Source organism: Bradyrhizobium sp. USDA 3364, from assembly GCF_054056355.1.
This window is the reverse complement of the sequence record NZ_JBSRYG010000002.1, coordinates 1,280,328-1,293,097: the sequence shown is the minus strand read 5'-3', so window position 1 is coordinate 1,293,097 and position 12,770 is coordinate 1,280,328. Positions and strand designations below refer to the sequence as shown.

At 57.4% G+C, this 12,770-nt stretch carries 11 protein-coding genes; all 11 read right to left on the bottom strand.

From position 1 onward, the window contains the following. Window positions 1–122 precede the first annotated feature (122 nt). The 11 genes from ACVILL_RS06115 to ACVILL_RS06065 all read right to left on the bottom strand — a co-directional run bounded on the left by ACVILL_RS06115 (window position 123) and on the right by ACVILL_RS06065 (window position 12,427). Entirely contained in the window at window positions 123–842 is a 720-nt protein-coding gene (locus ACVILL_RS06115) for a hypothetical protein (protein WP_456728275.1), read from the bottom strand. Between the two features lie 60 nt (window positions 843–902). Continuing rightward, entirely contained in the window at window positions 903–1,652 is a 750-nt protein-coding gene (locus ACVILL_RS06110; protein WP_456728274.1) for a hypothetical protein, read from the bottom strand. Window positions 1,653–2,392: 740 nt separating this feature from the next. After that, entirely contained in the window at window positions 2,393–3,091 is a 699-nt protein-coding gene (locus ACVILL_RS06105) for a hypothetical protein (protein ID WP_456728273.1), read from the bottom strand. Window positions 3,092–4,398: 1,307 nt separating this feature from the next. Then, entirely contained in the window at window positions 4,399–4,923 is a 525-nt protein-coding gene (locus tag ACVILL_RS06100; protein WP_244978862.1) for a tetratricopeptide repeat protein, read from the bottom strand. Between the two features lie 105 nt (window positions 4,924–5,028). Then, window positions 5,029–7,140 carry a type III secretion system export apparatus subunit SctV gene (gene sctV / locus ACVILL_RS06095; RefSeq protein ID WP_456728272.1) on the bottom strand — a complete coding sequence of 704 codons (2,112 nt, stop codon included), beginning with the start codon at window positions 7,138–7,140 and terminating at the stop codon, window positions 5,029–5,031. 8 nt (window positions 7,141–7,148) lie between these two features. Then, a complete protein-coding gene (gene sctY, locus ACVILL_RS06090; RefSeq protein WP_456728271.1) occupies window positions 7,149–7,577 on the bottom strand; it encodes a type III secretion apparatus assembly chaperone SctY in 429 nt (142 codons plus the stop codon). Window positions 7,578–7,579: 2 nt separating this feature from the next. After that, a complete protein-coding gene (locus ACVILL_RS06085) occupies window positions 7,580–8,119 on the bottom strand; it encodes a hypothetical protein (RefSeq protein ID WP_456728270.1) in 540 nt (179 codons plus the stop codon). A gap of 33 nt (window positions 8,120–8,152) precedes the next feature. Further along, window positions 8,153–9,040: a SctD/MshK family protein gene (locus ACVILL_RS06080; protein WP_456728269.1), complete on the bottom strand. Its 888-nt coding sequence runs from the start codon at window positions 9,038–9,040 to the stop codon at window positions 8,153–8,155. A gap of 115 nt (window positions 9,041–9,155) precedes the next feature. Then, window positions 9,156–9,389: a nodulation protein NopA gene (locus ACVILL_RS06075; RefSeq protein WP_456728268.1), complete on the bottom strand. Its 234-nt coding sequence runs from the start codon at window positions 9,387–9,389 to the stop codon at window positions 9,156–9,158. A gap of 73 nt (window positions 9,390–9,462) precedes the next feature. Next, a complete protein-coding gene (locus ACVILL_RS06070; protein WP_456728267.1) occupies window positions 9,463–9,759 on the bottom strand; it encodes a hypothetical protein in 297 nt (98 codons plus the stop codon). Between the two features lie 862 nt (window positions 9,760–10,621). Further along, on the bottom strand, window positions 10,622–12,427 hold the full coding sequence (locus tag ACVILL_RS06065; protein ID WP_456734184.1) for an HrpF/NolX family T3SS translocon protein: 1,806 nt from the start codon (window positions 12,425–12,427) through the stop codon (window positions 10,622–10,624). Window positions 12,428–12,770: the final 343 nt, after the last annotated feature.

The window sequence follows — 12,770 nt, the reverse complement described above, 5'->3', positions numbered from 1 at the left end:
GCTTGATTGCACCCAATCCAGACGGGGATTCGCACAGTGCATATCAGCATGGCCAAAGCCATTGGCGGCCGGTCAAACGGCTGCTCATAAGCTTAACGAGTGGATGGCGAGTAGTCTCAGCCTCAAGTTGCCTTTGTGCAACGCAGGCTCTCGATGTTCGTCCCCCGCGATCGATAGGATCTTCGCAGCATCAAACTCGATTCTAGATCGCGGAACATTGTGTAGTTCCGTCGTATCCACTGATGTAGCTCGGTGGACCAGTCCTTTTCGTCCCGCAGATATCCGGTAAAGGAAAAGCCAAGTCGGTCGATATATCTCTTGAGAAACGGCGGCAGCGCGGAAATCCGGAGCACCCGCTCGCCATCCATGACTTCAGGTAATCCGCCGCGCAGCGCAAATTCATTGTGGACGGTGACCAGCGATGCTGGCGGAATCTGCCGCCGCAGTATGTCATAACCGCGCAAGGAAATGCGGTCAGCGCCTGCGATGAAGAGAATGATAGGAGCGACATAGCGGCGCGCCGTCTCCTTTATGAAGCCGATTTCCTCGCACATCTTGAAGAATTCGTCGAAGGCATGGAAGCCGAGATCGATCACCTTGGGTACCCGGTCGTGGACGATAAGCGGGTCCATCAACTGCATCTTGCCGTAAGTGTCGGTCACATCCGCGGTCTCGGTGATCATAGGCAGGTAATCGAGCAGTGATGGCTCTTTTAGATTGACATCGAACGACAGGGCGGCACCGTCTTTGAGCAGCAAGAACTCGCTCAGGACGCGCGCGATGAGGGTTTTTCCGACCTGCGGGCTAGGAGAGCAGATGATGTAGATAGGGGTCGCTACCATAGCCAGCAGATCAATCTCGTTTCGTATATGGGCCTGCTCTTGGCCCGCAAGAATATGCGACTACTTCTCGCCACTCCGCGTAGCGGACTTGGCGCCGGTCAATTCCGTCAAGTTGATGCGATCAAATTCGCTCCAGACATTTGCCAGCCAGTGCCGGACATAACCGCGTAGCACGAAAGAGTTGTTCGCGGGCTCATCGTTGCGGCCCTTGTTTGCCACGAAATCTACGAACGGGACGGATGCGACTTCGACCTGCTCATATGCCATCTCGTTCAGTTTCGGGATGGTCAACTCGGTCGCCTGTTTGATGCGGTGAAAATAGGAATTATAGGTCGACTGGTCCCACTGGAAGAACTGAGTGTCATTGATGAAGTTCTTGACCAGATAGTACTTTGCGCCGCTCATGAAGGTAGCGGTCTCCTCGATCTCGTCGAGCGACGCGATAGACGATCCTAGAATGTGGAATACGGCAAAGGTAACCTGGCCGGACCGCGCCGAATCCAGAAATCCGATGTCGCGCAAGGAGGCCAGCGCTGAGGACAGTAATCCGGCGCGAGCGTCGATGACGGTGACAGATAGCCCGGAGTCCAGGGTATCGAAAATCTTCATCTGGTCCGCGGTCGTCGTCATGTCGACGATCTCAGTGATCTCGGGATAAAAGCGCTTCAGCGTTCCCCGCGGAGACTCCGTATCGAAGGCGCGTGTTTGCACGTTGTTGACGCTGAAGTAGTCCAGCAGCGTTCGTGATACGGTCGTCTTGCCGACTCCTCCCTTGTCTGCACCCACCACAATCACAACTGGCTTCACCATCGAATTCTCCTGAGGCACTCGCTCTTGCCGCGCGCGAAGTGCGCAATCGGCGCGTCACTGCTTTGGGTGAGAACATGGCAGAAAGAAGGGTAATTGAATTTTCAACGCGAGAGCTCCTCAGGTTGACCAACGTTTTCAACATCGAGCGAGTTGCGCGGTCTGACTGAGACGTCGGCGCACGCTGAGAGTAGCAAGTAATCGCTCCTGCTCGTGATTTACGTCAGGTTCGTGAGTAGCCGGAAGGCCGGGCGTCGAAGGATCAACCGTGAGCCTGATGATCGTTGCGATAGCGTTCTATCTACCGATCGTTGGATCGGCATGAAGGACGTGAACCTTACGCGGCGTCAGCTTGTAGCATCGATGTAAACAGGATTGAGGTGGTGCTGCACTGCCTGGAGAGTAGTCGCGGCTCTAGCTCGTTCGACATGGGGTGGCCCGATCTAGTATCTCCAGAAGCGTGATGACGTTTTCGCTAGAATGCGTCTCGTCAGTTCGTAAATCCGCGACGACGCAAAATCGCCGGTTCGCCGGTCCGACAACATCGCGCGTGACGACAACTGCATCTATCGAGCTAGGGCGGACTTGTACAAGATCGGGCGTTCCCGATGCGATCGTCGAAATTCGAAACGCTCGAACGCAAACGAAAAGCTGGAGCCAACTGGCACAACGGAAATTGACGAGGAAGGGCGGCGAAGTGGCGCCGACTCAAGTGCCGATAGGCTCGCTGTCAACATTCTGCTCTACACAGAGAATGGCCTGGCGATATTTCTCATGGTCACGATGCGAGAGTCGGCAAGCAGTTCTTTAGAGTACACTGCGCCGAAGTAGTCGAGGACGAAAGTGCCGGAATAGCGTAGACTTTCGGTCGCGCGGATTAGATTATCGAGAATTGAGTCCACTTGGCCAATGCGGTCGCGGTAGCGCGCACGGATAACATTGACGGCGTTCATCGAGTGAACCGCCTCGTCAGCAATCAACTCCCTCAGCCAGTGATGAAACGTGTTGTTACCAAGGGTGTCATAGAAGGGCTTCTCTGCTGCATAGGCACGGCAAGTGCACATCTCATCAAATGCAATCATAACCATGAGGGAGAATTCGTCCTTCAGGTGCTCAACGATTGGACCAAAATCGTGCGGCCGAGCGTCCAATCTCTCCCGAAGATCCTTTTCGGATCCATTAGCGACGAGTTCAATGGTGCGGATGAAGCCATCGGTGTGGCGCTCCTCGTCGATCGCCCAGGCGTTGAAGAATGCCGCAGCTTCATCGCTAACGATGAGGTTTCGGTCGGCTAACTCTTGTTTCAGGTGCCGGGCGTCATATTCCGTGTATAGGTCAGGCCACAATTTGTTCCAACGCGCACATATAGCCGACGGCTCAGCGTTGAACATCGTTGGCGTAAGTTCTTTTGGACTCCAGTGCCGCCGAACCGGCGTGATCATCTGAGTGCCCCTATTCGCGGTGCGAGCGCTCCAGCGTGCCATCGTGAATCGAGCGCTCGTACAGCAGTCTGCTGCAAACTACAGGTGCCGTCACCTATATGCTTTGGCGAGTTGATTCTAGGTCGGAGACGTCTGCCTTGGCCGAAGCGCCACCCGAAAGGGCAGCAAGTGCTTGTGGCCCAGGGCTGCAAATCGAAAACCCGACTCTCAATTGGAGGGGGAAGATGATGCGTCGACGTTGAGAGTGCAGCCTCCTCGGGGCTGTCATGCTGACAGGTACTTTTAGTGTCCCCAGCTCCAGCGACGCCGCTGGTTCGGGCTAGGGATCGGTCAGCCTGGACCGCGCAGAATTAGCCCTGTCGTGTGGCATGGGACCGAGGTTCGGACTGGCACCAAGGGATGTCAAACTGCGTCGGAGTCGATCCCAATCCTTGGCCTCGTCGAGGGGTTGACAACGCGTTGGCCGCTTGTGACTTCGCATTGGAAGCCAACTAGCATTACAGGTCGCTTGATTGATGTGTAAGCCGAGAAGCGCGCTCGACCCTGTTCGTCATCTATACTCTTGCCTGGCTGAGTTTGTTGCCGAACAAACGCGGAGCAACGGCGACCTTGGCCGGCATCGCCGAGACGCGTTTGATGGAAGATGTCCTCCTCGGGAAAGTTCATCGGCTGTCAAGCCGGCAAGAATCTGCCAACCACTCACGCCTTTCGTCCTTGCCGCGCTAACGGATCAAAAACTGTTATGCAGCAAGTTCTCGCCTGGGACCACAGGGGAAATATTTGCACATGACCGGACTGGCCGTTATGGAAAACGTGCGCCGCTATCGTGCGATAGCGTCCCTGTGCCGGCAGGCTGCCGCATTTCGGCCAATCCAAGGGGGCTCATTGCTGGCGCAAGCTGCAGATTGGGAAGACCGTGCAGTTGCGGAGCTTGAGAGATATTTTGATTGTTCGACTGCGTGTCCTCGTTGAAGTGGCCGGGCGATTCAAAGATCCGCTACCCGAGAATGGGTAAATTCAAGATATGGGGAATTGTGGCTGGATGACCTGGTTAGGCAGTCGTGTGAAAGATCGGTTTGAACCTATTGGCTTCTAATTGAGGGTAGAGGCCTGCTCAGTCCAGGCGAGCGCGTGTCGGCTCACGCCATCCAGCCAGGAGATGGCGCTCGTCTCTCGCGATTGTACACGATAAAGTTGGGCTCCTCGCGACAACATCGTTCGAAAGCAAATGTGCCCTTTAATCTCTGCACGTGATCATTATCCAGCTGTCTGTCGGTCAGACGACCGACATGGTAGGCATCCGCGATTTACCGCTGTTGGCTGTGAGATCTCGATCTGGCTAACGCGTACTGGTCGCCAGTTTGCAACTCCTGATTGGAGTTTCGGCTACCCGTCTTGCCTTCAAGTGCGGCCGACAGCTTGAGATTGTTGCGCAACATTGAATTTGTGGGCTCGATCGCGAGGCCTTGACGGTATAGCACTTGCGCCTCCTCGTGGCGCCCCTGTTGATCGAGCACGACGCCCTTTGCATTCAATGCGCGCAGGTCGCCGGGGGCCGCCAACAGTACCTCATTGAGTACCTGAAGTGCCTCATCTGAGGAGTTGCGCGCCAACAAGGCGCGTGCAAGCGAAATTGCCGCATTGACGTTGTCCGGTTGTTGGTCCAAGGTCGCACGCAGACTCTGCTCATCGGCATGAACGAGAGCGCGCGAGATGCGCTCGTGCATGGCGGGATCAAACTCTTTGCCGCCTGCCAAGTCTGACGTGGACCACTGCTGGCGTGAAAGATCGGACGGGCTCGCGCAACCGGTGAGCATCACAATAGTGAGCATCGCAGGCAGAGCCGACCATGGGCCTGGACTAACGAAGCACAAGCGCCGCCGACGTCTGGTCCCATTTGAATTCATAACCTGCTCACGATGATCTGCTGTGCCGTCTCAACTCGCAGCGCTCAGGAGACTGCCCGGGGAAGGGCTCTTGTCCTTGGCAGCTGCCAGCTTCACGGATCCGATCGGTTGGACCGTGAAATCTGCGGCGAGATCCTGATAAGAAAGGACAGGTAGGTCGATTCCGTTGCGGGTGAGAAAGCCGCGAACGAAACGCCGGATATCCATCGAACCCAGAATAACTGGCTGGTTCTGGCTGCGCGCGATGCTCGAATGGATCTGGCGAAATTGGGAAAGCAGCATCTCGCTTTGCCGGTCGTCCAAAACGAGGTATGGGCCGACGGCGGTTTCACGCACGGCACCCCGCACGATATCCTCAGTCTCGCGCTCGACGATAAAGGCGGCCACAACGCGATGCGCGTTGGCATAGCGGTGGCAGATCTGCCGCTTCAGAACAGAACGCACATACTCGGTGAGCAACACGGCGTTCTGCTCCCGCTCGCTCCATTCCGCAAGCGCCTCCAGAACCAAGCGGGTGTTCCGGATCGGGATGCCCTCGTCCAGCAAACGACGCAGGACATCCGCGATCCGAGGGATCGGTGTCGTGCGCAGCACCTCCTTTACCAGATCGGCATATTCCTGCTCCATCCGGCCAAGCAACTGGCGCGTCTCCTGAATGCCAACCAGGCGCTGTGCATAGCGCGTCAACGTGGACCGGACGCGCAAGGCGATGATTTCGCTCGGACCGTGATGCCCTATGCCGGCCGCCTTGAGAGCAGCCGCATGGCCCTGTTCGATCCAGATCCGATTCGTGTCTGGATCCTGCCAGAACGGGATGCCGCTCAATTCGATGTTCGCGACGTCGTCGTCAAGCAAGAGCTTTGTCGGGTCAATAGCGCCCTCTTCTACGGGTACGCCCTCGACGGCCACACTGAATTGCGATCGGGCCAGGTGGTTGGAGCTTTGGGCGGGAATGCGTGGAATTGTGATACCTAGATCAGCTGAGACCAGTGCTGAAACCCGTGCGACGCACTGCTCGAGTTCCCCCACATCCATTGCCTTCATCAGGTTCGGCGCCAGCAACAGCGTAATCGGAAGTGCTTCGGCCGGCACAGTTTGCTTCTGACCCTGCGTGGAAGCGGGAGCCGAACCGGCGGGATTGACGCCGGCCTTTGGAGCGATCTTGCTCTCTGGCACGCCAACCTTGACAAAGCTGGCGGCGGAGAAGAGTGCGGCCAGTATGACAAAAGGGGGCAAAGGGAAGCCAGGAACGAGCCCCATCACAAGCAGGACGCAGGCGGCCAGCCGGAGCGCTTGTGTGCTAGCCGTAAGCTGGTTGACGATATCGGCGCCGAGATTGAGTCTGGAAGGACCGTTGACACGAGTGACAATGGTTGCGGCTGTAATTGACAGCAGCAGCGCTGGGATCTGCGAAATGAGCGCATCACCGATTGTCAGGATAGTATATTGATGCATCGCCTCCTCAAGGGACATGCCCCTGGAGAGCGAGCCGATCGTGATGCCACCCAGCATATTAATACAGATGACTATGAGTCCGGCGATGGCGTCGCCCTTCACGAATTTCATGGCGCCGTCCATCGCGCCGTGAAGCTGGCTTTCCCGCTCCAGCGCGCCGCGTCGGCTGCGGGCTTCGTGCTGATCGATATGGCCATTGCGCAGCTCCGCGTCGATCGCCATCTGCTTGCCCGGGAGCGCATCGAGCGTGAAGCGCGCCGACACCTCTGCCACTCGTTCGGCGCCCTTGGCCAGAACCATGAATTGCACCATGGTTACGATCAGAAATATGACAATGCCGACGGCGATGTTGCCGGATATGACGAAATCGCCGAATGTATGGATGATGCTGCCGGCGTCACCCTCGGACAGGATCAGCCGCGTCGTTGCAACGGTAAGAGCGAGCCGAAAAACAGTGGAGATCAGGATGACGCCCGGCAGCGACGAAAAGTCGAGTGGCGTGTTGAGATACAGGGCAACCATCAGCAGCAATATGGCAAAGCCCAGATTGAAGCCGATCAGCATATCGATCACGACGATCGGGATCGGCATGATCATCATTCCGATCGCCAGAAGAAGCATCAGCGCGACCATCAAATCCGGGTGGGCGGGCGCGCGCGTGATGAGATTTCGTAGAACGTTGGCCATGAAAAGCCTTATTGTTGCCTAGCTGCAGCTGTGTTGGCCCGCAATGAAACATAGCGCTTGAAGGTGGCTTGCGCTTCGGTCATGCGGCCGGCGTGGCGAAGCGCGTGGCTACGCATCAGCATCAAGGGCAGAGATGAGGACGGTTCGTCATCTAGTTTGTCAAGCCGATCCAATACCGACAGTGCTTCGTCACCGCGACGCTCCGAGATGAGAGCGTAGGCCACGATCCGCAGCACGTCGATGTCTCGAGACTGTTCGTGAGCAACCAACCGCAATAGAGCCAGGCTCTTTGCGCTCTGCCCGCACGAAAGATAGATATAAGAAAGCACGCAGAGCAAATCTCGCTCCGGCCCCGAGACCAGCTCGAGAGCATCAGCTTCGGAAACGTTTGGCGGCTGTGTAGATGTGACGTGCTGCAATTTGTCTAGCTCGGCCATTGCTAGCCTTTGATCAAGCCGTTGTGGCTCTGCCGGAGCAAGATTAACCGCTGCAGCTCCAGCTGCAGAAGGGCGGCTCCTTCACGTGCCAACAAATCCTCTGGCGCGGCAGATAGCGTATTGGCTAAACGCTCCAAAAGAGGGCCGTGTTGATCAGGACGCAGAACGTGCGAATGACGTAGCCGCGGCGTCACGAAAGAGAGCAGGCTATGCGCGAGATTAGGCCCGTTAAGCCAAGCGAGTTCCGAGCCTGGCTCGATCTGACCTGGTTGGGCGCGGGCCTCGTCGAGATTGACGCGCGAAATCGCATTGATCGAACCGAGCTCGAGCACGCTGTCGATCGTGGCGTCAACCAAGCGGTCCGGCGCATCGTCATGCCGGGAAGTTGCGCTGTGGCTCTTGTCATCATTGCCACGCGTCCGGTCGACGCCGATGGACTTGGCTCGAGAATTGTCCGGCGTGATGGCAGATGCATGATTATCAACGTTTGGTCCCTGAAAAGAGGTGCCAGGCTCGACGGGATTCGGGGGCAGCCTAGTCATGGCACTTTGCTTCCTTACCTGCGGCCTGAAGCGCTAATAGGATAGAGCGGCAAGCCGGCCATTCCGGCTCAGCAGAACACGCCCTTCCTCAATCCCGTTGACGGTCCATCCATTGCTCAAGAGCGCGCCAACAAAATATTTCTGACCAGCAATGACGATATAAGGATCGCTGCCCCGCCACACAGCCTGGAGTCCAACTGCGGAGGGTGTCTTCTCATCCTTGACGACGACTGCATTGACGAGCGCATAAGCGCCGTTGCTATCGCGATCAAACCGTTGCTGAATGTCTTGCCACGTGGCAAGTGCAGCGGGCGTAACGCTGCCATCGGCGGTGACAACGCCGGCCCCAGAACCGACTTTGATGCCGACAAGGCCTGCTCTGTCAACTTCTTCCTGCAGCAGCCCCGCAGTTGCATCGGTGACCAGAGCATCAGGAGCGTTGAGCGCCAGCTTGGGGGCAACGTCGGCAGCAGGAGGCGGACTTGGCACTGTAGCCGTGTCGGTCTGGACAAAACTGGTCGAGAATGTGCCAACCACGGCAAAGCTGATAACGACCATGGCGAGTCCGGCGAGCGATACACGCCGGCGATCGATAGAGCCAGCTTTTTCGAGATCCTCGATAGACCACTGGATCGACATTTCGCCGGCATACAGGACGGCAGGAAGAGGGACAACGACGGGCTCGTTAGGCAAAATAGTGTCGTGCCCTTCGACACGGACGTCGCTCGCCAGAGCCTCAATCTCGATCGAATTGGAATGCGGGGTGACACGAAGATGGTGCGGTTCGAGGCCTTGTTCGACAAAGATTAAATCAGCATCGAGGCTGCTGCCGATCAGACACGATCCGACCCCCACTTTCCCTGTCAGCCCAGAATAGCACCCCAGCAGCACTTCGAAGCGCTGGCAATGTGGTTCACTCACGGTCGCTCTCCTGAACAGCGAACGGAACCGTACGGCAAAACCGTACGGCCCGTCGAGACTTCACGGACTAAGCAGCCCGGGAAAGTGGGCGACGTACATCGCCCCGCCTCATCCCTTACTGCACCCGCTCGTCGGCTGCTTTCTTGACGGTCGAGAGCTCGGTCGAGACGACGCGAAGTTCCACATCCCTTTCAGCAGCCTTGGTGCTTGTGGCAGTCAGAGCGGCGATTTGCCGTTGGAATGCCGCCTCGCCGGCAACTTCGGCAGTCGCGGAGCCGGCGGCCGCAGTAGCGGTGCCAGCTGCACCACCTGCAGTCGAGGTATGAGACGCACCAACACCCTTAGTCATACTAGTTCTCCTGTGTGCTCGAATTTCGCCGCAACGTGCGGCTCCTATTTTCCTGATGCCGCAACATGCGACGTCAGGAATCCTCTTCTGTTTCAGCCATGACGTCGTCGAAATGACCCATTGCACTATTTGCAAACTGCAGAGCAACGGCTCCCAGAGCGACGCTGAATGCTTGCTGCATAGCGGCTTCTCGCGAGGTGCCGCCTGAAGTGGACGCGCCGCCGCTTACGGGAATGTTCGCATCTGGCGATCGGTCATGATCATCGCGCTCGTCAGGTTTGTGAGATCCTTTTTTGCCGCTGCTTTTGCCGCCAGCCGCATGGAGGTCGGCATCAACGTGCCCAGCGGGGCTAGAGCTCGTAACGCGCATCGGGGTCTCCTATGTCAATTCGATCGTGCCAAGGGAGGTAGTCTCCGCCCACCAATGTGCAAACGTTAGCTTTCGAAAAGCTGACGAGTTTTAAAAAATGACATGTGCCAATGCTGGATCTACGAAAGCCGCAGATCAGATGGTATGTACCAGGACAAACGTTCGTTTGTGGAGCTTGTTCGGGTCGGATCGCTGCTCATCAAGTTGAAAGCTTCAACAGGCGGATGTTAACGCGACCATTAATAGATCGCGTTTGAAGTCGATGTGCTGCAATCTCGGGCTGACGTCACTTTCGATGCCCGCGGGGTCTTTCGACAATTTGCTTGCGGCCGGGCGCAGCGGGACAGAGCTTGACCTGGTCTGGAGCGGGGTGGAAAGCCAGATTGACGGTGATTCAGCGGTCAAGGACGATCCCTCGGTCCTGGAGGGCTCATGAAGGATCCGTCAATCGGGGCCCGCCATCATGCAGAGCGAACAGCAGCCTGTCGCTCGAGAACCGGTCCTTCGCCCTCGCGCTCCGCAATCAGCGTGCTCCTGATCGTTGCGCAAGCCGGCAGGCTCCGCGGCTCTGACCGGTTCTATCGCCGGTTTTAATGCATCGACCTTCTTGCCGGGCTGCGTATGCAGTTGATTGACCTTCGCAGCGGAAAACTGGATTTGAGGTCGGCCTCGTGCGATCGAGCGCGGCCCACATAAATTGTGCGCAGTGAAGAGCGAGACGAGTTCTTCGGATCCGGCGGACGGTATCGAGGATGGTAGAGCTTGCGCGGACCGACTGCTCGGCAGGGAGACCCGACCGCGCGTAAGCCGCACAAGCTCGACTGGCGTTTTCAGCGTGATCCTGACGGAGAGTGCGATCCGGCTAGGCGTTAGCACCTGCAGCTTGCATGCGTTCGGACTCGATGCGAGCCTTCAAGTTGTTCAGGTAGTCTTCCGCGTAGGACTGGGCTACCGAAACCGGGAGGTTGACCCCCGCCGTGGCCGCTTCTTGAATTGCCTGCTTCACCAAGCCTTCTCGCATTGCCAATTTGACCTCAGGGCCGCCGATGCAGCCTACCGCCTGTGCCGCAAGGTTCAGGCCAGCTTCTTCGAGCGCTTGCTTTATGTTGCCACCGCTGATGGCGGTGTGAAGAAGATTTGCAGCTTGCGCTTCGGATTCGAGCACCATTGACGCCAGATCGGCCAATTCGCCCAAGCCTGGAATGAAGCTAAGTACACCGACTGCTGTCGCGGCCCAGTCGAGTACCTTCGAGCCAACCTTGAGCACGTCATTGATTGCGTGCATGAAGGCGCCACCGTTTTTTTTGGGAGACTTGATGTCGGGCTGGTCTGCCACGCCCATCGTCATGTCCGCGACCGCGTCCTTCTCGGCTGCAGTTCGGGCGGCATGCGTCTTCACATGCTGAACGGTGCGGTTCGCACCGGACATGTTGCTGAAGAACTGGTTGAAGTCGCTCTTGCTGATATTGCCGGAATCGACCGTATGGCCGCCGCCGAAGTCGAAGAACTTGTGGTGGGTTTTGTAGCCCGTAATCGCGTTGTTCATTAACCCGAACAGCACAGGATCGGACAGCAGCTGGGAGGCCGCCTTTCGCACCTCGGGCGCGAGGCTCTTGTCATCGGCCATGCTCGCCAGCTTTTCCCGCGTGAGATCGCCCTTCCCAAAAAAGGCGCTTTGGCTCTTGCTGATCGTGTCGAGCGTATTGAGCTCGGCTTTCGTGAGATTCACAGATGATGAAGCAACCTGCAGGAAGTCCTCTTTGTGGACCTTGTCTATCGAGCCGCCGTACAACTGCTTCCATTCATCCGGATGGTCGAGGAAGTATTGAGCGGCCGCGAGAACCTGCGGCGGGCATTTGCCCGTCTTAGCTTCGCCGTCGATGATCTGCTTGAAATCCGAAAGGCTTAGGTTCTTGGGCAGGTTGTCGGAATAGCGATAGAGCTCGCGCAATGCATCGCTCAGCATCATAACCGATGGCTCGCCATTCCCGCTGCCGTCGGAGGGGATGTAGTTTTGCGTATAGTTCTTTGCCCGCTGCTCCTGGAACTCAGCAACTTGCGGGTGGTGATCGGAGAAGCCGGAGAGATCACCTGCTTTGATCTTGCCGCCGCAGTGGCCGTCGCCTTGCGAGCCTATCGCGTAGAAGAGCTCGGGGTCCCGCTGCAGTGCCTCGATCGCCGCCTTTAGATCCGGCGGTGTGGAAGGATCGTTGGCCAAATCTCCCAGAGATTTCCAATCCAGAGGGCATTTGTCCTTGTGTCGGATCAGCACCGACACAATCTGCAGCTCGGCCTCAGTCGGGGTGCCGCTGTTCCACGTGATTCTGGAGCTTTGTACGGGAGCTTCTGCGATCTTTGGGGCGTTCGCAGGGGAGGAGGCTTCCTCGGAGGACGGCTCGGGGGTCTCCTGACATGCGTCCAGTGCGGCCTTGATCTCCGGCGGGATAATGTTCCGCACCTCTCGCGTGAGTTCTTCCGTGAGTTGCTTGGCCGAGTCCTCGGCCGCCGGACCCTGCGGTGGGGAATGCTCGTCAGTCGTGCCCTTCAACGACAAACTGACCAGCACCGCCTCAAAGCCTGAAAAGTCACGCGCCGGCGAGGGCCCGGAGGCTAGCCCCGACAAAGCCAAATTCGAGCTGGTAGTTAGCGGCAGATTGTTGACTGACATCATACGTCCTCTGATTTGAGATCGCACCACAAACTGACTATGTGGCGCAGCCTGAGATCGCGGCGAACAACGAGCAAGAAATGTCGATAGGCGTCAATGGCTCCTACCGCTTGCTTCCGATTGCACAGCGCTCCCAGCGCTCAGTTTCGCTACAATCTATAGGCACATCGCCGTCTAGATATTCACGCCGTATGGTAGGAACGATTAGCTTTCGAGAAGCTGACGGCGCTCAGAGGATTTCACAATTAGTTGCGAAATGGCGTCGCTCAAGGCGACGACGTGTCCTCAATTCGGCATCGGCTTGCTTGGGTGCTCGGTCGCTCTCCTCTGCGACAGCCAGGTC